Here is a 21,126-nt window from a genome sequence, read left to right as displayed (position 1 = left end):
ACGCGTTAACTTTCGCGCGCCTTTAATAATAATCCTGACGGGCGCAGTCACTATTTTACCGGCGGGAATAAAATTCAGCCCGCAGGTCAGACCATCAATGGCGGTGATCCAGCTTTTTCTCTGCCATTGGCCAGTCCCGAGGTCAGGTCATAGCATTCGATAAATGGTAACCACGGGCGCAGCGCCAGCCAGCGGGGATCCTGCAATAAATCGCGCTCCTCTGCCGTTTCCGCAAATGCTTTACTTTTCGCATCTCGTCGAGGCTGTAGATTATATTGCCGGAGTTGCGCCATAACCTGCTGCTGCGTGCTGAAATCCATTGTTTCCAGCTCATAGGAATAGGAAGAGATAGCCCACCTGGGAATAGGGCAGCGCTGATGACGATTATTTTCAATAAATAGATGCGGCCGGGCGGACATATACCGTAATAGATAAGCAAGCGTGGTGTTGATATCGGCGTGTGAACTGCATTCGGCGAGACGGCTTATCAGACTGCCTTTGAGCATTTTGAGATAATAGCGTCGATTAAAGGCATAAACCTGCAACCGGGAAGACTTGACGGCAATTACGAGGCTCGCCAGTTTCCAGGTGGCGTATAACTCTTTCCTGTGCCCTTCGGGCTGCGCAAAGAAACTCAATCGGGTATGGGCAAACTTGACCAGATTCACCATGATATAACGGTCCGCCTCAATGAAATATTGCCTGTTTTCCTGACTTAACAGCGCCAGGGACAGCGTAAGGGATTGCTCTATCAGCAGGCTTTCCTGCACGAGATCGTCGTCATATCTGCGGCTGAACAAGATATTGAGTGTCGGCAGCGGAATAATGCTTTTAAGCAGTTGAGCAATATGACGATAAGGAGCGGGAATAGATAGATTGGCGAAAACGTCGGGGTCGACTTCCAGCATGACGGTGAGATTGCCGTTGAGGGCAATATATTGCTCCAGCCAGTTTCGCTGTCTTTCAATGGCGACAAGATGACTGCGCGGAATCACCGCCCCCGGTTCTTCCGCTGCGACTTTCGCGATATTTAAAATCATTATGAATGGTCTTGAAGGCCTGCTCGACGGAAAGATTGCCCGGATAGGGAAGCGTGCTTTTCGCCGTCCACGGCACGCGGCGTTGAGCGCCGAGCGAAGAAATGGCGACGGTAATCATCGCCATTCTATCGATATAGCCGAGATTGCCTATGCTGTTTTCAAGGGCGGCAATGTCGTATTCGACCGCAAATACCATGCGGTGAATATCGGCAATGAATCCCTGTTTTTTAAACGCTGCCGCAAAGACCTCGCTGTGGGTGATCAAATTAATTATCCGTATGTCTTCATTTTTAACCTGATCGATAACGGCATAATAATTGGCGAAGCTCAGCTCATCGCCTCTATTCTTCAAGGCCAGATCGGCATGAATGGCATAGGAATTCTGTTTGCTGATGCCGGGAGCGGTGCCGTTATCAAACAATATGCCGATAGCCACATTGGGCATTTCGAGAAAGACAAGAAACTGGATAAGCCGCGCCACGTCGGCGTTTTGCGCATTATAGGGCGCAATCGCCGCCCGCAATTTATCTTCCAGTCGGTGATTAAATTCGCCCAGTGTCAGATTCGGCGGTTTCACCCGAATAACGGGGCTGGGGCGGTTATTGATATACCACTGATAATAAAGCCCGACGGCATGGTATTTCATCTCGGTCAAACTGTTGATAATGGGAAAGCCATTGCCACTGGCGCGTAACGTAAGGTGCATGAGCAAGGCAAGGGCATCGCGAAGTTCGGGACGGGTTATTTTGCGTGCTGCAATATCCTGGGCGAGATCGATACTCGTTTTAGCAGACCAGATAATTAATCCGGCCTCGGAACTGTTGCCGCGATGATGACCCGAAAACCCGATCTCCTCCAGGCTTCCCGCCTGCATAATGGAGGTGAAAAGCGCATTGATTTGCGGATAGACAAAATCCAGTCGGTCATCGAAGATACGCGCCGCCAATGCGGCAATCAGCGTCATTCCGCAAGATGAAGACAGGGCACTCCGATTTAATAATGTTCTGACCGCCGATAATACCGGCACGTCGATTTCATCGTGCGGCGTAAAATTCGACAGGTGCAAGGTGCGAAAAGGAGCGGGATTAACGGCCTTTCGACTCCGCGTCGCTCGACCATTTTGAAGGAGGAGAATCGTTGCCACCTCATGAGGCGGTGACTGAGGCCGTCGAGTTAAATATATTCCCAGCTGATAACCTGCATAAGTGACGAGCGCCGCGGCTATTGATATCGCGGTGGCAAGGGCGGTTGAACGTGAGGTGGCATAATAGCGACCCAGTTGCCACCCGATATTGGCCGCACCTACGGTGGCAGGCAGCAGGGGAAACATCAGTTTGGAGGTAGCGTCATTACCCGCAGTGACACCTTCCCTGTCATTATATTTTGGCACTTCATAGGTCAGCGCGGGAATACGTCGGGTATCGATTATGGGCGCAGGTCTGGAAAGCAGCACAAGCGGGCCGATAGCCATTAATCGCGAGGTAATCGACCAGAACGCATTGAGCGCAACACAAGTTTGCGGCACGTTCGGTTTAATCCGCCAGAGAACAAGCAGGCAGGCGAGCAGCGTAAATACCGGGTTGAAACACGCATCCTGTCCGGCCCCAAAAACATCAATGTTCCACCCTGACATCAGCCATTGTGCGGCCGAATAAACTTCATCCGAGAGGGGAATTTCCCGATAAACCTGTAGTGCAAGATAAAGCGCCGGTAAGTCCGCGGCCGCCCCTGACAGCCTATTTCCCACAGTGATATCGCTCAGCCGGTTAAAGGCAAAATCCGCCAACTGATACAGCAGGACTTTGCTTTCATACGGCGCGGCCATGAGCCGAAGGGGTTGCATTAGAACGGTATAGATGACAGCGGCCTGATTGCGTCGCCGAAAGGTGTGCAGAAGCGGGCTTATCGTGACGGGCCTGATAGCGGTTTCAAGCGCCAGCGCACTGGTGAGGGTGGTCAGCGGCCGAATCAATACGGCAATATCTTCGGGTATCAACCGATTTTCCAGCAGCGGATTCAGCACGGCGTAGTGTATTTGGGTCAGGGAATCAGCGCCTTTAAGCGCCGCGATGTCCACCAGAAATGCCCGCCCGTTTTGTTGCCAGTCGCTGGACAAACTCGGTGCAGCGAGACTGGATAATCGGGTTGAAACATTGCGCAGTAAAGAAAGGACGAGGTTGAGCGGATTGACGCGGTAATAAAAGGACGAGCAGGGCCGGAATTCCGCACTGGCGATGATGCGCATCATGGCTTATCCGTAGAGTGAGGGACAGGTCTGAATGCTAATCCTAGCGCTGTGACTTTATAAAAACTTCAATATTTCAACCATTATGGGGTGGCAAATTGCGACCTTGTCATTCGTGAGTCGACTATGCAGCGCTGCTTTTCCGCCAGGTCTTCCAGCAAATTAATATAAAAAAAGTGACCCACACTGTGGTAAACTATCTCCCGTTATTCACCTTTGTATCGCGTCGTACGCCTAACCCTTATATCTAATTGATATTCATAAAGATTATTTGGCGTGCCGACTCTATAGTAAAAATGACGCCTGTGAAGGCGACAAAAGAGGCTGCTCAATGAGCGAGAAGTTTAATTCCAGTAAGCAAAAAAACGATAAATTTTCCTCTGACAAGCCGCGTTCATCACGCAGCGAGTCGGATAAGCCGCGCGGCAAAAAGCCCGGCGCCGAAAAATCCCGTATAGAATCTGCCCGTGGTGGAAAATCCGCTGCGGATAAATCAGGTGCAGGCAAAAGCCGTACCGATAAGCCACGTAATGGCCGCCCGCAGGGTGACAAGCCGCGCAGCACCAAGCCGCGTTTCTGAGTCACTGCAGGCAAAAAAGTGACCGACGAAGAAGTAGAAGACGCACCAAAATACGAAAAGCCGAAGAACGCGCTGGACGACGGTGAAGGCCTGCAAAGCGAAAAGCTGCAAAAGGTCCTTGCCCGTGCCGGTCACGGTTCACGTCGTGAAGTTGAAGCGATGATTCAGGCTGGCCGTATCAGCGTCGACGGCAAGATTTCGACCCTCGGCGATCGCGTTGAAATGACGGCGGGCACCAAAATCCGTCTCGACGGGCATGTGCTGTCCGTGCTCGAAGCGGAAGACACCGTATGTCGTGTGCTGGCTTACTACAAGCCGGAAGGCGAGCTGTGTACGCGCAGTGATCCTGAAGGTCGTCCGACCGTGTTTGACCGTCTGCCGAAGATGCGTGGATCCCGCTGGGTTGCCGTTGGCCGTCTTGACGTGAACACCTCCGGTTTGCTGCTGTTCACCACCGACGGTGAACTGGCCAACCGCCTGATGCACCCAAGCCGTGAAGTCGAACGCGAATACGCCGTGCGCGTGTTTGGTCAGATTGACGATGCCAAAATCCTGCAACTGAGCCGTGGCGTTCAGCTGGAAGACGGTCCGGCCGCTTTCCGCACCATTAAATATCAGGGCGGAGAAGGGCTGAACCAGTGGTACAACGTCACGCTGACCGAAGGCCGTAACCGCGAGGTTCGCCGCCTGTGGGAAGCCGTTGGCGTGCAGGTGAGCCGTCTGATTCGCGTGCGCTATGGCGATCTTAATCTGCCTAAAGGCCTGCCTCGCGGCGGTTACAAAGAGCTGGATCTGCCGGACATCAACTACTTGCGTCAGCTGGTCGACATGACCGATGAAACCGTAAGCAAGATGCCGGTCGAGCGCGATCGTCGTCGTGTGAAAGCCAATCAGATTCGTCGTGCGGTGAAACGTCATACCGCCGTGACGCCATCGCGTCGCAGCAACGGTCCTGCCAAGCGTTAATCCGCTTTGCTGGATTGCCGAAACCGCAGCCTGAGTGCTGCGGTTTTTTTGCCTGAAAATCGTTACCAGTCGATGCCCTGCTGCGCCATGATACCGGCATCGAAAGCATGCTTGACCGGACGAAGTTCGCTGACCGTATCGGCCAGTTCCAGCAATGTGCGATGACAACCGCGACCCGTAATGATTACCGTCTGGTGCGCGGGGCGGGCATTGAGCGCATCAATGACTTCCTGCAAATCCAGATAACCAAAACTCAGCATATAGGTCAGCTCATCGAGCACCACGAGATTTAACGAGGCATCGGCCAACATCCGTTTTCCGTGCTGCCATACCGCCTGACAGGCCAGCGTATCGGTCTCTTTGTTCTGGGTTTCCCAGGTAAAACCGGTGGCCATCACCTGAAATTCAACGCCGTGCGGCTCAAGCAGGTTACGCTCGCCGTTCGGCCATTCGCCCTTGATGAACTGGATAACGGCCGCGCGCTGACCATGACCGACCGCGCGCGTTACCGTGCCAAATGCGCCCGTGGTTTTCCCCTTGCCATTGCCGGTCAGCACGATAAGAATGCCGCGCGTTTCATTGGCGGCTTCGATACGGGCGTCAACCTGTTCTTTCAGCTTCTGCTGGCGCTGCTGGTGTCTGTCTTGCGTCATGAAAACCCCTGTTTATTCAGCGGGTCCGGCTTTGCGGCCGGGTTGGGCATCATAGCTGGTGCCGGTTTTACGGCGGCTGTCATCCCCCATCAGATAAAGGTAGAGCGGCATGATGTCGGCAGGGGTTTTCAGCTTCATGCTGTTCTCTTCCGGGAAGGCCGATGCGCGCATGCTGGTGCGCGTACCGCCCGGATTGATGCAGTTAACCCGCAGATTGGTATGTTTATATTCGTCGGCCAGCACCTGCATCAATCCTTCGGTCGCAAACTTGGATACCGCGTAGGCACCCCAGCCGGCACGGCCTTCACGACCCACGCTTGAACTGGTAAACACCAGCGAGGAGCTGGCGGATTTCAGCAAAAGCGGCAGCAGACTTTGGGTCAACATAAAGGTCGCGTTAACATTGACCTGCATGACGTCATGCCAGTCCTGCAGTTTGATTTCGCTGACCGGCACGATTTCGCTCAGCAATCCGGCATTGTGCAACACGCCATCGAGACGCGGCACCCATTCGGCAATGCGCTCGGCCACGTTGTCGCAATCCTGCCGGGACGCGGTCAGTAAATCGAGCGTGATAAACTCGGCAGGTTGTCCGCCCGCTCGGGCAATGTCCTGCTGCACCTGGGCGAGTTTGCTTTCGGTGCGCCCAAGCAGGATAACGCGCGCGCCAAAGCGGGAATAGGTGAGGGCGGCTTCGCGGCCAATGCCGTCACCGGCACCGGTGACAAGAATAATACGCTGGCGAAGCAGGTCGGATTTAGGATGATAATGCACGGGAGAGGCCCTCTAAAAAGTGTCGGAATGCGGTGGACGTTGCCAGCAACGCATCAATTCAAGCCGTTTGCCGGGAGAAAAAACCTCAACCGGTCCAAACGAATTGGCAGAATATTCAATGACAATGGCGTCATGATGGCTGTTATATGCCTGAAATGGGCATCAGTTTCAATGATTAACCCACGGCAAAGCAGATCATTTGTAACAAAAATGGACTTAAGGCGCATCATGTTTAGCGATTTTCACCCGATTATCCTGAAAATACGCGCGCCGTTGAAGAACTTGCCTCTTTCTCGCAAGACGCATCGCCGGCGATTGACTAGAATAGACTTCGTGTCTTATCAGAATGTTAATAGGCGGTATCTGTGGATTTACTCTCTCTATACGGGCTGTTTCTAGCCAAGATTGTCACGGTGGTGGTGGCCATCGGCGCGCTGGTGGTGCTGGTCATTGGGCTGCGCCAACGCAAATCATCATCGAAAGGCGAGTTGCGACTGACTGACCTGGGTGAAGAATACCGCGAGATGCAGCGTGAAATGCGCACTGCGCGCCTGCATCCGGCTGAACAGAAACTTAAACTGAAAGCCTTCAGGAAAGAAGAGAAGGCGCAGGCGAAAACCAAAAAGTTGCAGGCGAAAAACGGCAGCGCCAGCAGCGGAAAACCTTGTTTGTACGTGCTTGATTTCAAAGGCAGCATGGACGCCCACGAAGTGACCTCGCTGCGTGAAGAGATTTCGGCGGTGCTGGCGGTGGCGACCCCGCAGGATGAAGTACTGCTGCGTCTCGAAAGTCCGGGCGGTGTCGTGCATGGCTATGGTCTGGCGGCCTCGCAGCTGGCGCGTTTACGTCAGGGCGGCGTGCGTCTGACCGTTGCGGTCGATAAGGTCGCGGCGAGCGGCGGATACATGATGGCCTGCGTAGCGGATCGCATCGTGGCGGCGCCTTTTGCCATTATCGGCTCCATTGGCGTAGTGGCGCAGATTCCGAACTTTAGTCGTCTATTAAAGAGAAACAATATCGACGTCGAACTGCATACTGCCGGGCAGTACAAACGCACGCTGACGCTGTTTGGCGAAAACACGGATGAAGGGCGCGAGAAATTCCAGGAAGACTTAAACGAAACTCACGTATTGTTCAAGGAATTCGTGCATCAGCATCGTCCTTCGCTGGACATCGACGCGGTGGCGACCGGTGAGCACTGGTTCGGAACCCAGGCGCGTGAAAAAGGGCTGATCGATGCCGTGGGCACCAGTGATGATTTGCTGATTGCCGAGATGAAAAATCACGAGGTCATTTCGGTACGTTTCGCACGTCGCAAGCGCATGATGGACCGCTTTACCGGCAGTGCGGCGGAGAGTATCGACCGGCTGTTTCTACGCTGGTTGCAGCGCGGTGAAAAGCCGTTGCCGTGAAGAAATAACAGGGGGCTTCGGCCCCTTTTTTTATCGCTTTTTTATCCCTCGAAAGGAGTAGGATATTTAATTAATTCCCTAATGAATTCGATTAAAAAAGAAACGGCCTCGACAGCCGGTATTTATCCGAAAAAAGATGGGCAAGATGTTTAAACATATTAAATACAGCGGTTGTTTTAACGGTCGGTAATCCGTCTTCATCCAGGAAGAATTCCCCGCGAAAGACTAAAACCGCCTCTCTTTGTTCAACTTCTGTTGCATTCATACCGGTAAGATAATTTTCGTGCTGGCGAATAACTTTATTTGCTTCTATAAGTAGTGCAGCAGGCGTTATTGTCAGCCGGGAGGTTTGCATGGGGTTTGCCTCGTGTTTTTAGGGTGTCCACGAGTCTACTCCCGTAAACGGCCCGCTCACAACCCGCGTGGCGCAAGGCGGCATGACAGAGATCAAATTATGATCGGCTTGGCAGAAAGCACATTTACACGTTAATTAGGTTGCGCGGCAATTTTTATCAGGTAGAGTGTGGGATTTTCTGGCTTCGGGTGGAATGATTTGTTTACGCTCGAAAATTATTTTGTGCCATGATTGCGGTTTCCTTTTCCCTGTCCGGGCTTACACTCCAACGATTCACTGGGTAGTCCCTCTGGAAGACGGTTGAAAAGGCTGAGCTAAAAAAAGGGTTGATCTCCTGACCGAGTGCCGCAATATAAAAAAAGACATTAAATGTGCCGCGGCATAATCAAGACAAAATCTTCTTTCCGAGAAGAATAATTTAGGTAAAAGGTAATTATGGGCAAAGCTCTCGTAATAGTTGAGTCCCCGGCAAAAGCCAAAACGATTAATAAATATTTAGGAAATGACTACGTGGTTAAGTCCAGCGTCGGTCATATCCGCGATTTGCCAACCAGTGGTTCTGCGAGTAAAAAAAGCGCTGCCTCTCCTGAAGACAAAACAAAGAAAAAAGTTAAAAAGGATGAGAAAACGGCGCTGGTCAACCGCATGGGCGTGGATCCTTTCCATGGTTGGGAAGCACAGTACGAAATATTGCCGGGTAAAGAGAAAGTCGTTGCCGAGCTGAAAGCGCTGGCTGAAAAAGCCGACCACATCTATCTCGCAACCGACCTTGACCGCGAAGGGGAAGCCATTGCCTGGCACCTGCGGGAAGTGATCGGCGGTGATGACAAACGTTTTAGTCGCGTGGTGTTTAACGAAATCACCAAAAACGCCATCCAGCAGGCTTTCGAACAGCCGGGCGAACTGAATATCGACCGTGTCAATGCCCAGCAGGCGCGTCGCTTCATGGACCGCGTAGTGGGTTACATGGTGTCGCCGCTGCTGTGGAAAAAGATTGCCCGTGGCCTGTCGGCCGGCCGTGTTCAATCGGTTGCCGTCCGTCTGGTGGTCGAGCGCGAAAAAGAGATCAAGGCTTTCGTTCCCGAAGAGTACTGGGAACTGCACGCCGATTTGCAGTCCAAAGACAATATCGCGCTGCAAATGGAAGTGACGCACCACCTTGAAAAAGCCTTCAAGCCGGTCAATCGCGAACAGACCCATGCCGCCGTTGCGCTGCTTGAAAAAGCCCGCTTCGACGTGGTGGACCGCGAAGACAAGCCGACCAGCAGCAAGCCGGGCGCACCTTTTATTACCTCTACGCTCCAGCAGGCGGCAAGCACGCGTCTGAGCTTCGGCGTAAAGAAAACCATGATGATGGCCCAGCGTCTGTATGAAGCCGGTCATATCACCTACATGCGTACCGACTCGACCAATCTGAGCAAAGACGCGGTAGACATGGTTCGCGGCTACATCGGCGACAATTTCGGCGAGAAATACCTGCCGAAAGCGCCGAACCAGTACAGCAACAAAGAGAATTCCCAGGAAGCGCACGAAGCGATTCGTCCTTCCGACGTCAATGTGGTTTCCGAGCAATTGAAAGACATGGAAGCCGATGCCCAGAGATTGTACCAGCTTATCTGGCGTCAGTTTGTAGCCTGCCAGATGGTGCCGGCACAATATGACTCCACAACGCTGACCGTGAAGGCCGGTGATTACTCGCTGCGTGCCAAGGGCCGTACCCTGCGTTTCGATGGGTGGACTCACGTCATGCCCGCGCTGCGCAAGGGCGACGATGATCGTACTCTGCCGCCGATTGAAGTGGGATCCACTCTTGATCTGCAACAGCTGTTGCCGACCCAGCACTTCACCAAGCCGCCAGCCCGATTCAGCGAAGCGTCTCTGGTCAAGGAGCTTGAGAAGCGCGGCATCGGCCGTCCTTCCACCTATGCGTCGATCATTTCGACCATTCAGGACCGAGGCTATGTGCACGTCGAAAATCGCCGTTTCTATGCCGAGAAAATGGGCGAAATCGTCACCGATCGTCTGGAAGACAACTTCCGCGAACTGATGAACTACGATTTCACCGCGCGCATGGAAGACGGTCTGGATCAGGTTGCCAACAACAAGGCCGAGTGGAAAGGCGTGCTGGACGACTTCTTCGCCCAGTTCAGCCAGCAGCTCGAAACCGCCGAGAAAGATCCGGAAGAGGGCGGAATGCGCCCGAACCAGATGGTGATGACCAGCATCGATTGTCCGACCTGTGGCCGTCCGATGGGAATCCGTACCGCCACGACCGGCGTGTTCCTCGGCTGTTCCGGTTACGCATTGCCTCCGAAAGAGCGCTGCAAAACCACCATCAACCTGGTGCCGGAATCGGAAGTGCTCAACGTGCTGGAAGGCGACGATGCCGAAACCAACGCGCTGCGCGCCCGTCGCCGCTGTGTCAAATGCGGCACGGCGATGGACAGTTACCTGATTGATACCGGCCGCAAGCTGCATGTCTGCGGCAACAACCCCGAGTGCGACGGTTACGAGATTGAAGAAGGCGAGTTCCGCATCAAGGGGTATGACGGTCCTGTGGTCGAGTGCGACAAGTGTGGTTCCGAAATGCACCTGAAAATGGGGCGCTTCGGCAAGTACATGGGGTGTACCAATGAAGACTGCAAGAACACCCGCAAGATCCTGCGCAATGGCGATGTCGCGCCACCGAAGGAAGATCCGGTGCCGCTGCCTGAACTGCCTTGCGAGAAGTCCGATGCCTACTTTGTGCTGCGTGACGGCGCGGCCGGCGTGTTCCTTGCCGCCAACACCTTCCCTAAATCGCGTGAAACCCGCGCGCCATTGGTGGAAGAGTTGCTGCGATTCAAAGACCGCCTGCCGGAAAAATTAAGCTATCTGGCCGATGCGCCGGTGGCGGATCCCGAAGGCAACAAGTCGATGGTCCGCTTTAGCCGCAAGACCAAGCAGCAGTACGTCTCCTCCGAAAAAGACGGCAAGGCGACGGGCTGGACAGCCTTCTTTGTCGACGGCAAATGGGTCGAAGGCAAGAAATAAGCCCTCGCGCCTCTAATGCTTCACGCTAAAAACCAGCCTTGATGGCTGGTTTTTTTATTGTCATCAGGCCAGGCAACGTGAGACTTTATTGCAAAGTGTTGCGCCGAACAACGGATTCGCTGCCCATATTGATTTTTTTATAATCATTGGCAAGACAAAATTGTTTGATAAATGATACAGTTGGTATATAAAATATCGTTTTTATGCATTATTAGAATTAAACGACACACACAATACTTTAGCCCGCATAATAAGTGCCTGTTCCTTTCTGCCAGCATAGAGAGTGAAAGAGTTTGGTCAGGGTTTGCAACTAGGATGGTATAAGATATGAAATTGCAGCAGCTGCGTTACATCGTAGAAGTTGTTAATCACAATCTGAACGTCTCTTCGACGGCAGAAGGCCTCTACACCTCACAGCCTGGCATCAGCAAGCAGGTTCGCATGCTGGAAGATGAACTCGGGATCCAGATTTTTGCCCGTAGCGGTAAACATCTTACCCAGGTTACGCCCGCGGGACAGGAAATCATCCGCATAGCCCGCGAAGTGCTGTCAAAGGTTGACGCCATAAAGGCCGTTGCCGGAGAACATACCTATCCCGATAAAGGCTCGCTGTATGTCGCGACCACGCACACACAGGCACGCTACGCGCTGCCGAATGTCATCAAGGGCTTTATCGAGCGCTACCCGCGTGTGTCGCTGCATATGCATCAGGGCTCGCCTACGCAAATCGCCGAGGCCGTGTCGAAAGGCAATGCCGATTTCGCCATCGCGACCGAAGCGCTGCATTTATATGATGACCTTATCATGCTGCCTTGCTATCACTGGAACCGCGCGGTGGTGGTTCAGCCCGATCACCCGCTTGCGGGCAAAGAAAAGGTCACTATCGAAGAGCTGGCGGCGTATCCGATTGTGACCTACACCTTCGGCTTTACCGGCCGCTCGGAACTTGATACCGCCTTCAATCGCGCCGGTCTTACGCCTCGCATCGTCTTTACCGCGACCGACGCCGACGTGATCAAAACCTATGTGCGTCTCGGACTCGGTGTGGGCGTTATCGCCAGCATGGCGGTTGACCCGGTACAGGATCCTGATTTGGTCACGGTGGATGCCAGCGATATCTTCACCCACAGCACCACCAAAATCGGCTTTCGTCGCAGCACTTTCCTGCGCAGCTACATGTATGACTTCATTCAGCGCTTCGCTCCGCACCTCACGCGAGACGTGGTCGACAGCGCCATCGCGCTGCGTTCCAACGAAGATATCGAAGCCCTGTTCAAAGACATCAAACTGCCGCACAAGTAACTTCCTCATCGGGCCGCACTATTGCGGCCCGGTTCGCTTTTCCCGTCTCCGCTTTTCGCCTTCTCCCATTCGCACACTGAATACGGGCTGTAATCCCTATTTTCCACAAGGATGAGTTAGCAGTTCGTGTTGTTATAAAAGTGTTAATTCTAATTTGTGTTATCTTTAATAGAACACTTACGGTCTGGCGGGTCTTTCCCGCTGGCTACACTTGAATGTTAGAGCCATACACAAGAAAAGCGCGTGACAAAGGAGAAGCTATGTCGTCCGATCTTCGCAAGAATAGTCAGGATAAGCTGGCAAACCTCGATAAGGAATATCACTTTTACAGCTTGCCGAAAGCCGCGGCCACCTTGGGCAACATTGACCGGCTGCCAAAATCCATGAAGGTTTTACTGGAAAACCTGCTGCGTAATATTGACGGAGATACCGTCACCGAGGACGATTTACAGGCTATCGTCGACTGGCAACAAACCGGTCACGCCGACCGCGAGATTGCCTATCGCCCTGCGCGCGTGCTGATGCAGGACTTTACCGGCGTGCCTGCCGTGGTCGACCTTGCCGCCATGCGTCAGGCGGTTGAACGCCTCGGCGGTGACGTCAATCAGGTTAACCCGCTTTCTCCCGTCGATTTGGTCATCGACCACTCGGTGACCGTCGATGAGTTTGGCGATCGCGAGGCTTTCGGCGAAAACGTAAAACTGGAGATGGAGCGCAACCACGAGCGCTACATTTTTCTGCGCTGGGGCCAGAAAGCCTTTAACCGTTTCCGCGTTGTGCCGCCGGGAACCGGGATTTGTCACCAGGTTAACCTCGAGTATCTGGGGCAGACCGTGTGGCACGAAGAACAGGATGGCAGAGAAGTGGCCTACCCGGACACGCTGGTCGGCACCGACTCGCACACCACGATGATCAACGGTCTGGGCGTGCTCGGCTGGGGTTGTGGCGGTATCGAAGCCGAAGCGGCGATGCTGGGCCAGCCCGTTTCCATGCTTATCCCCGATGTCGTAGGTTTTAAACTCACCGGAAAACTGGGTGAGGGCATTACCGCAACCGACCTGGTGTTGACCGTGACGCAAATGCTGCGTAAACACGGCGTGGTGGGCAAATTCGTTGAATTCTATGGGGATGGGCTTGCCGATCTGCCGCTGGCGGACCGCGCGACCATTGCCAATATGTCACCGGAATTCGGGGCTACCTGTGGTTTCTTCCCGGTCGATGATGTGACCTTGAGTTATATGAAACTCAGCGGCCGCAGCGATGAACAGATTGCATTGGTGCAGGCTTACAGTCAGGCGCAGGGATTATGGCGTCATGAGGGCGATGAGCCGGTGTTTACCAGCACGCTGGAACTGGATATGGCCGAGGTCGAGTCGAGTCTTGCCGGTCCTAAACGTCCGCAGGACCGCGTGGCATTGCCGAATGTGCCGCAAGCCTTTAAAGCCGCGACCGAACTTGAGCTGACCAACCTGTTGTCAAACCACAGTGAAAGTGTCGATTTCACCTACAACAATCAGCAGTTACAGCTGAAAACCGGTGCCGTGGTGATTGCCGCAATTACCTCCTGTACCAACACCTCCAATCCCAGCGTCTTGATGGCCGCCGGTTTACTGGCAAAAAATGCCGCCGCTCGCGGGCTGAAAAGCAAACCGTGGGTCAAAACCTCGCTGGCGCCGGGTTCCAAAGTGGTGACCGAGTATCTCAACGCGGCAGGCCTGATGCCTGAGCTGGAAAAACTCGGCTTCAATCTGGTCGGATACGGCTGTACCACCTGTATCGGTAACTCCGGGCCACTGCCGGACGCAGTAGAAACCGCCATCAAGCAGGGCGATTTAACCGTTGGCGCGGTACTTTCCGGTAACCGTAACTTTGAGGGACGTATTCATCCGCTGATTAAAACCAACTGGCTGGCTTCTCCGCCGCTGGTCGTCGCCTATGCGCTGGCGGGCAATATGTCAGTCAATCTGACGCACGATTCGCTGGGTGATGATGCGCAGGGCAATCCGGTCTATCTGCGCGATATCTGGCCATCGGCCAACGAAATCGCCAAAGCGGTCGAGCAGGTGAAAACCGACATGTTCCACCGCGAATACGCCGAAGTCTTCAACGGCGACAAGGATTGGCAGAATATTCAGGTGGAGGGCACACCTACCTACGCGTGGCAGGAAGACTCGACCTACATCCGTCATCCGCCGGTTCTTCAGCGATATGAAACGCGAACCGGATGCTATTCAGGATATCAAGGATGCACGGATCCTGGCGATTCTGGCCGACTCGGTAACCACCGACCATATTTCTCCGGCCGGTAACATCAAGAAAGAGAGTCCGGCAGGGCGCTATCTTGGCGAACACGGCGTGCAGCCCGGCGATTTCAACTCCTACGGTTCACGACGCGGTAACCATGAAGTCATGATGCGCGGGACTTTCGCCAATATCCGTATTCGTAACGAGATGGTGCCCGGCGTGGAAGGCGGCGTGACTCGCCATATTCCCTCTGGCGACCAGCTGGCAATCTATGACGCGGCCATGCGCTACCAGAGTGAAGGTGTGCCGACCGCGGTAATTGCGGGTAAAGAGTACGGTTCAGGGTCGAGCCGTGACTGGGCGGCCAAAGGACCGCGACTGCTGGGCGTGCGCGTGGTTATCGCCGAATCTTTTGAACGAATTCACCGCTCGAACCTGATAGGGATGGGGATTCTCCCGCTGGAGTTCCCGGAGGGCGTGAACCGCAAAACGCTGAACCTCAAGGGCGACGAAACCATCAGCGTGAGCCAGATGCAGACCTTGAGACCCGGACAGCAGGTGCCGGTGCACATCACCTATGCCGATGGTCACAAAGAGATAATCAACGCGCGTAGCCGAATCGATACCGGCAACGAGCTGACCTATTTCGAGAACGGCGGTATCCTGCACTATGTTATCCGCAAGATGCTGTAATCCTGCATCAGAGGATTAACGCCATAAAAAAAGCACCGAGCTGTCGGTGCTTTTTGTTTTGAGACGCGGCGGAGATTATTTATCCAGCAGGTGGCCCATCTTTGCCGCCTTGGTGGCCAGATAGTGCTCATTCTTGGGATTGCGACCCACAATCAGCGGCACGCGCTCGACGATGTTGATGCCCGCTTCGGACAGGATCTCGACCTTTTTCGGGTTGTTGGTCAGCAGACGCACCGCGTCGACGCCGAGCAGCTTGAACATATCGGCACACAGCGTAAAGTCACGCTCGTCGGCGGCAAAGCCGAGCTGGTGGTTCGCTTCGACCGTATCGTAGCCTTTATCCTGCAACGCATAGGCGCGGATTTTATTCAGCAGACCAATATTACGCCCTTCCTGACGATGGTACATCAGGATGCCACGGCCTTCTTCGGCGATGTGGTTGAGTGCCGCTTCGAGCTGAAAACCGCAGTCGCAGCGCAGGCTGAACAGCGCGTCGCCGGTAAGACACTCGGAATGCACGCGCGCAAGCACCGGCGTATCGCCACTGATATCGCCAAACACCAACGCGAGGTGATCGTGCCCGGTTGCCAACTCTTCAAAACCCACCATCAGGAAATCGCCCCAAGGCGTTGGCAGTTTGGCTTCTGCCACCCGTTTCAGCTGCATGTTACTCTCCAAAACCTGCAATTATTCTTAATTCTTGTGGCGCATCCTACGTAGAGATGAACAGGTTGACCAGAAAAAATCTGCCTATTCCTTCACGCCATTCAACGGCTGCGTAGATAAAGCCCTAAATTTTTGACCAGAGGGTCAAACAATGGGATAACACGAGGCCCGTCCCGTGATGCTCGTCATACACGGCGGGTCGCCCAAATATTATTCGCAAGTATAACATTCACGGCTGGACTGCGTTGCAGGCCGCTGCGTAGAATGCGCATTATACCTTTCATTTTCATGAATCTTTAGATATTAGGGCCATACAATGTTTCAAATCGCTATAAGGACATCCTGCGCAGCGCTGCTGCTCTTGTTGATGCCTGCACTGGTGTGGATAAGCGGTTGGCTCTGGTCGCCCGGTATGCGTGACATTATCTTACGCCCATTTTACATCATAACAGAGACGGTTAGTGCGCCCTGGGGAACGCTGACCAATATTCTGCTGTGCGCGTGGTTCCTGTGGTGCCTGCGTTATCGCCTCAAACCGGCGGTAGTGCTGGTGATTTTGCTGAGCGCGGCGGTGCTGATTGGGCAGGGTGTCAAAACCTACGTCAAGCAGCAGGTGCAGGAGCCGCGGCCTTATGTGCAATGGCTCGGCAAGACGCAGGGCATGGACGTCGCAGCCTTTTACGAGCAAAAGAGCAAGGCGCGGAGCCGGCAGGTTCATGAAGAGTTGATGAACATGGAAGACAAGGCGCAGATCCCGCACTGGCTTGGCAAAAGCTGGCAGGCAGACACCGGCTTTGCGTTCCCGTCCGGCCATACCATGTTTGCCGCCAGCTGGGCGCTGCTTGGCGTTGGGCTGCTTTGGCCGCGTCGCCACTATAAAACGATTGCCGTGCTGCTGGTCTGGGCCGGCGCGGTGATGGCGAGTCGCCTTCTGCTTGGCATGCACTGGCCGCGAGACTTAATGGCGTCGGTGGCCATCAGCTGGATATTGGTCACGCTGTCATGCTGGCTGGCACAAAAACTCTGCGGACCCTTTACTCCGCCCGTGCAGGAACAGCAGGAAATCGAGGCGCGCGAACCCCAATAGCCTTTGGCCTTTAATTTGTGATTGTTGCCCCCATATAATTTTCATGGCCGCACAATAATCTGCCGAAAAAGCCTATAGTTAAGGACGGATAATGGAAGACGGGCAGCAATATTGCCAACGGGTTGGCTGAACTTTCCGCAATCCCCCTTTTATCCGGCCTCAATGTTTCCCTGACGTGTTGGGAAATGCTAACTTATTAGGTTAGGACGTCAGTTTTTGGCATAATTTATCCGGACTCTCCGGCATTACAGGAATGAATGTGAAATATTTGCTGATTTTTTTGTTCGTGCTGGTCATCGTCGTGATTTCCATCACTCTGGGTGCCCATAACGATCAGGTAGTCACCTTTAACTATTTACTGGCACAGGGCGATTACCGCGTATCGACTCTGCTGGCGGTGCTGTTTGCCACCGGTTTTGTGCTTGGATGGGTTATCTGCGGCCTGTTTTATCTGCGACTTCGCCTGTCGCATGCTCGTGCACAGCGTAAAATCAAACGCCTCGAGCAGCAAATTGCACCCGCTTCGACCGAGCCTGCCGAACAGCAGCATGCGGTCAGTAAGGAATAACCTTCTATGTTAGAACTGCTGTTTCTGTTATTGCCCGTTGCCGCCGCCTACGGCTGGTATATGGGGCGCAGAAGCTCACAACAGGATAAACAGCAGAATGCCAACCGTTTATCTCGTGAATATGTAGCGGGGGTAAACTTCTTACTCTCGAATCAACAAGATAAAGCGGTCGACCTGTTCCTCGATATGTTGAAGGAGGACAGCAACACCGTCGAGGCTCACCTGACTCTCGGAAATCTGTTTCGCTCCCGAGGCGAGGTGGACCGCGCGATTCGTATTCACCAGTCGCTGATGGAGAGCGCGTCGCTGACTTTCGAGCAGCGACTGCTGGCTATTCAGCAACTCGGCCGTGACTACATGGCGGCGGGTTTCTATGACCGCGCCGAAGACATGTTCAATCAGTTGGTCAAAGAGCAGGATTTCCAGCTGCTCGCGCTGCAACAGTTGCTTATCATCCATCAGGCCACCAGCGATTGGCAGAGCGCGATTGATGTCGCCGAAAAACTGGTCAAGCTCGGCAAGGACAACAAGAAGCAGGAGATCGCGCATTTCTACTGCGAGCTGGCGTTACAGGCGATGGCCGGAGACGATCTCGACAAGGCCGCCGGTCTGCTCAAGAAAGCCGCTTCCGCCGACAGGCTGTGCGCCCGCGTTTCTATCATGCAAGGTCGAATCCTGATTGCACAGGGCGAATACAGCAAGGCCGCCGATGCGCTGAAACGCGTACTGGAGCAAGATAAAGAAGTGGTGAGCGAAACGCTGCCGATGTTGCAGGAGTGCCATCAGCATCTTGGCAACAAGCTGGAATGGGCCGAGTTTCTAAAACGCTGCGTCGAGGAAAATACTGGCGCGACCGCCGAGCTTATGCTGGCCGAGGTATTGCAGCAGGAAGAGGGGCGTGAAGTCGCTCAGCTGTATATCAATCGCCAGCTGCAACGCCATCCTACCATGCGCGTATTTCATCATTTGATGGACTATCACCTGGCGGACGCGGAAGAAGGGCGGGCAAAAGAGAGTCTGGTGCTGCTAAGAGATATGGTCGGAGAAGCAGATCCGTACCAAGCCGCGCTATCGTTGCCATAAATGCGGATTTACTGCCCATTCGCTGTATTGGCATTGTCCGTCGTGCCGTGCCTGGGCAACGGTGAAACCGATACGGGGTCTCGACGGACAATAAAAAACGTGGGACTACTTCTTTTTGCCGGTGGATTTTGCCGTCGTTTTACCGGCTGACTTATTGATTAACAACCGTAGTTTTTTAAGTTCTTTCTGGGTGAGTGCCGGTTCGGTTTGCTCGCCCAGATGCTGATTATCAATCGCAAATTTCTCCGCTTTACCGTTTTTTTCATCCGTCACCGCAAAGCTTTTTTCCAGTCTGGCGCAAACTTCGGCGCTAAGAGAGTGCTCGCCCGATAACGCCGCATCGCGGATTTGCTCTTTCAGCGCTGCCGGGATCTTGATCGATAGGGTAGAAATCTCGCTCATGGTTAAGTTTCCTAAAATAAAACATCAAATTATGCCAGTCGACATTGACTGTCTAGCCGTTCACAAAAAATTCATAAAACCGTAACATCGTCTCTTTTAAAGTCGCAAACGATTGGCTGGGCTTTAGGCTGGATGCCATGTAGAATGCGGGCGTCAGAATTTTGTCCTACCCTTCTTATGTTGAAAACTTGCAAAAGGTGAAGAAATGAAGTCAGAAAATAACCCTCATAACAACGACTTGAAATCATCGCCTATTGTAGTCGCTCTTGATTACGCCAATAAGTCAGCGGCGCTGGAATTCGTGGATCGCATCGATCCTCGTGATTGCCGCCTTAAAATCGGCAAAGAGATGTTTACCCTGTTTGGTCCGCAGCTGGTAAAAGACCTGCACGATCGCAATTTCGACGTGTTCCTTGATCTTAAATTCCACGATATCCCGAACACGGTTGCCCATGCGATTGCCGCTGCGGCCGATCTCGGGGTGTGGATGGTCAATGTTCATGCCAGCGGTGGCGCGCGCATGATGGCAGCGGCGAAAAATGCCCTGACGCCGTTTGGCAAGGATGCGCCGTTGCTGATTGCCGTGACCGTGCTGACCAGCATGGAAGCCAGCGATCTTGCCGACCTGGGCATTACCCAGAGTCCGGCAGATTATGCCCTGCGTCTGGCGACCCTGACCCGCGATAATGGCCTTGACGGCGTAGTCTGTTCCGCGCAGGAAGCCGTGACCTTTAAATCCCGTTTGGGCGATGCCTTCAAGCTGGTGACGCCGGGCATCCGTCCTGCCGGTAGCGCCGCCGACGACCAGCGCCGTGTGATGACTCCGCGTGACGCACAGCTTGCCGGGGTCGATTACATGGTTATTGGCCGTCCGATCACCCAATCCGCCTCGCCTGCGCAAACCCTGAAGGATATTCGCGCCTCGTTGGCGTGAGAGGAGCCGTGATGAAAAGTGATGACAACAGCCGTCTGGTCTACTCTACCGACAGCGGAAGAATAGAAGAGCCGAAAGCAAAGGTCGAAAGGCCGAAAGGCGACGGCGTAGTGCGCATTCAGCGCCAAACCAGTGGCCGCAAAGGCAAGGGCGTGTGTCTGATAACCGGCGTAGATGCCGATGACGCAACGCTTGAAAAGCTGGCCGCAGAACTCAAGAAAAAATGCGGCTGTGGCGGGGCGGTAAAAGACGGCGTCATTGAAATTCAGGGTGACAAGCGGGATTTGTTAAAGCAACTGCTTGAGGTCAAGGGGTACAAGGTGAAACTCGCCGGCGGCTAACTCCGGCGTCCCTGGCTCGATAACGTTGTTGGCTGCGCTCATTAACCCGAATCACTGAAATTATATTTTTTTCGTGGTAAGCGTCAGGCTTTCACGCAATAAAAAAACGCGCCAGCGGGTAAAATAGCGGGCGCGTTTTATTCAGAGGTGAAAATTTTGGATGTGTACAGTTAAGGAATAAAAGTTAATTAAGCCAAATATAAATTTTCGACAATTATTTACTTTAATTTACTGACGTCGCCCATTTATATTGCAATAAAGTCAAATTCTGGTTTATCGGCTGATCTGGTGACCCACTACGCCGCCAACAGCAGCGCCGCCAACGGTACCCAGAGCACTACCACGCGTTAATACAGCGCCGCCCAATGCACCGGCACCGGCACCTAGAGCAGTATTACGATCTCGATTTGACCAGTGACCACCACAGGCGCTCACAGATAAAGTTACAACGAGAACCAAGCCAATACTGGCAACACGTTTGTTTAATAACATTGTCATACTCCTCTAAAGGATCACTTAAATAACGCTTATAAGTATAGTTAATTTTTGGCTACTTTGCGTAACATCATTAAATTACTCATTACTAAAATCAGTGGATAGGTAAATATTCTTAATTAAACTTTTCGCCAAATGGGCAGCGCACAAAAAGCTACCTGCCTGTCAAAATTGTTATTGCAGCAGAACTGCACGCACTCTTTAGCCATTTCACCCATACCCTCCGATACACAGTGATCCCAGAATAGGTCCA

The 21,126-nt window shown here is 53.4% G+C and carries 17 protein-coding genes and 2 pseudogenes; 11 read left to right on the top strand and 8 right to left on the bottom strand.

What is annotated here, in order from left to right:
- Positions 1-86: 86 nt before the first annotated feature.
- Positions 87-1,040 carry a hypothetical protein gene (locus O1V66_RS09285; RefSeq protein WP_269128278.1) on the bottom strand — a complete coding sequence of 318 codons (954 nt, stop codon included), beginning with the start codon at positions 1,038-1,040 and terminating at the stop codon, positions 87-89.
- A complete protein-coding gene (locus O1V66_RS09280; RefSeq protein WP_269128277.1) occupies positions 964-3,288 on the bottom strand; it encodes a hypothetical protein in 2,325 nt (774 codons plus the stop codon). Before O1V66_RS09280 ends, O1V66_RS09285 begins: the two co-directional genes overlap by 77 nt.
- Before the next feature lie 328 nt (positions 3,289-3,616).
- On the opposite strand from O1V66_RS09280, the gene O1V66_RS09275 reads away from it, so the two are divergent.
- Positions 3,617-3,865 (top strand): hypothetical protein, encoded by a 249-nt coding sequence (locus O1V66_RS09275; RefSeq protein WP_269128276.1) that lies wholly within the window; start codon positions 3,617-3,619, stop codon positions 3,863-3,865.
- Between the two features lie 72 nt (positions 3,866-3,937).
- On the top strand, positions 3,938-4,831 hold the full coding sequence (gene rluB, locus O1V66_RS09270; RefSeq protein WP_269128347.1) for a 23S rRNA pseudouridine(2605) synthase RluB: 894 nt from the start codon (positions 3,938-3,940) through the stop codon (positions 4,829-4,831).
- 62 nt (positions 4,832-4,893) lie between these two features.
- Here the strand turns inward: rluB and cobO are convergent, their stop codons facing one another.
- The gene (cobO, locus tag O1V66_RS09265) at positions 4,894-5,484 is read right to left on the bottom strand and encodes a cob(I)yrinic acid a,c-diamide adenosyltransferase (RefSeq protein ID WP_045046678.1); all 591 of its coding nucleotides are present in this window, start codon (positions 5,482-5,484) and stop codon (positions 4,894-4,896) included.
- Positions 5,485-5,496: 12 nt separating this feature from the next.
- On the bottom strand, positions 5,497-6,258 hold the full coding sequence (locus tag O1V66_RS09260; RefSeq protein ID WP_045046679.1) for a YciK family oxidoreductase: 762 nt from the start codon (positions 6,256-6,258) through the stop codon (positions 5,497-5,499).
- 365 nt (positions 6,259-6,623) lie between these two features.
- Here O1V66_RS09260 and sohB point away from each other — a divergent pair, with 365 nt between their 5' ends.
- Positions 6,624-7,670 (top strand): protease SohB, encoded by a 1,047-nt coding sequence (gene sohB, locus O1V66_RS09255; RefSeq protein ID WP_045046680.1) that lies wholly within the window; start codon positions 6,624-6,626, stop codon positions 7,668-7,670.
- A gap of 91 nt (positions 7,671-7,761) precedes the next feature.
- Here sohB and O1V66_RS09250 read toward each other — a convergent pair whose 3' ends face one another.
- A complete protein-coding gene (locus tag O1V66_RS09250; RefSeq protein ID WP_045046681.1) occupies positions 7,762-8,025 on the bottom strand; it encodes a DUF2498 family protein in 264 nt (87 codons plus the stop codon).
- Positions 8,026-8,460: 435 nt separating this feature from the next.
- Between O1V66_RS09250 and topA the strand changes: the two genes are divergently transcribed.
- The 3 genes and pseudogenes from topA to acnA all read left to right on the top strand — a co-directional run bounded on the left by topA (position 8,461) and on the right by acnA (position 15,297).
- Positions 8,461-11,058 carry a type I DNA topoisomerase gene (topA, locus tag O1V66_RS09245; protein WP_045046682.1) on the top strand — a complete coding sequence of 866 codons (2,598 nt, stop codon included), beginning with the start codon at positions 8,461-8,463 and terminating at the stop codon, positions 11,056-11,058.
- 327 nt (positions 11,059-11,385) lie between these two features.
- A complete protein-coding gene (gene cysB, locus O1V66_RS09240; RefSeq protein ID WP_045046683.1) occupies positions 11,386-12,360 on the top strand; it encodes an HTH-type transcriptional regulator CysB in 975 nt (324 codons plus the stop codon).
- Positions 12,361-12,620: 260 nt separating this feature from the next.
- Positions 12,621-15,297: pseudogene (gene acnA / locus O1V66_RS09235) on the top strand (aconitate hydratase AcnA).
- Between the two features lie 75 nt (positions 15,298-15,372).
- Here the strand turns inward: acnA and ribA are convergent.
- Positions 15,373-15,963 carry a GTP cyclohydrolase II gene (gene ribA, locus O1V66_RS09230; RefSeq protein ID WP_045046685.1) on the bottom strand — a complete coding sequence of 197 codons (591 nt, stop codon included), beginning with the start codon at positions 15,961-15,963 and terminating at the stop codon, positions 15,373-15,375.
- A 316-nt stretch (positions 15,964-16,279) separates the two neighbouring features.
- Between ribA and pgpB the strand changes: the two genes are divergently transcribed.
- The 3 genes and pseudogenes from pgpB (at position 16,280) to lapB (ending at position 18,795) form a co-directional block, all read left to right on the top strand.
- Positions 16,280-17,050: a phosphatidylglycerophosphatase B gene (pgpB, locus tag O1V66_RS09225; RefSeq protein ID WP_045046686.1), complete on the top strand. Its 771-nt coding sequence runs from the start codon at positions 16,280-16,282 to the stop codon at positions 17,048-17,050.
- Between the two features lie 259 nt (positions 17,051-17,309).
- A complete protein-coding gene (locus O1V66_RS09220) occupies positions 17,310-17,618 on the top strand; it encodes a LapA family protein (protein WP_045046687.1) in 309 nt (102 codons plus the stop codon).
- 6 nt (positions 17,619-17,624) lie between these two features.
- A pseudogene (gene lapB, locus O1V66_RS09215) lies at positions 17,625-18,795 on the top strand (lipopolysaccharide assembly protein LapB).
- Between the two features lie 11 nt (positions 18,796-18,806).
- On the opposite strand, the gene O1V66_RS09210 reads toward lapB, so the two are convergent.
- Entirely contained in the window at positions 18,807-19,103 is a 297-nt protein-coding gene (locus tag O1V66_RS09210; RefSeq protein ID WP_045046689.1) for a hypothetical protein, read from the bottom strand.
- A 205-nt stretch (positions 19,104-19,308) separates the two neighbouring features.
- Here O1V66_RS09210 and pyrF point away from each other — a divergent pair, with 205 nt between their 5' ends.
- Both pyrF and yciH read left to right on the top strand, forming a co-directional pair.
- Positions 19,309-20,037 carry an orotidine-5'-phosphate decarboxylase gene (gene pyrF, locus O1V66_RS09205; RefSeq protein WP_045046690.1) on the top strand — a complete coding sequence of 243 codons (729 nt, stop codon included), beginning with the start codon at positions 19,309-19,311 and terminating at the stop codon, positions 20,035-20,037.
- Positions 20,038-20,048: 11 nt separating this feature from the next.
- The gene (yciH, locus tag O1V66_RS09200; protein ID WP_045046691.1) at positions 20,049-20,378 is read left to right on the top strand and encodes a stress response translation initiation inhibitor YciH; all 330 of its coding nucleotides are present in this window, start codon (positions 20,049-20,051) and stop codon (positions 20,376-20,378) included.
- 273 nt (positions 20,379-20,651) lie between these two features.
- On the opposite strand, the gene osmB is transcribed toward yciH, so the two are convergent.
- The gene (osmB, locus tag O1V66_RS09195; protein WP_414058455.1) at positions 20,652-20,870 is read right to left on the bottom strand and encodes an osmotically-inducible lipoprotein OsmB; all 219 of its coding nucleotides are present in this window, start codon (positions 20,868-20,870) and stop codon (positions 20,652-20,654) included.
- Between the last annotated feature and the right edge of the window lie 256 nt (positions 20,871-21,126).

The organism is Rouxiella chamberiensis, assembly GCF_026967475.1.
GTDB classification, from domain to species: Bacteria; Pseudomonadota; Gammaproteobacteria; order Enterobacterales; family Enterobacteriaceae; genus Rouxiella; species Rouxiella chamberiensis.
The sequence above is the reverse complement of the archived record's forward strand: the minus strand, read 5'-3'. Positions and strand labels throughout refer to the sequence as shown.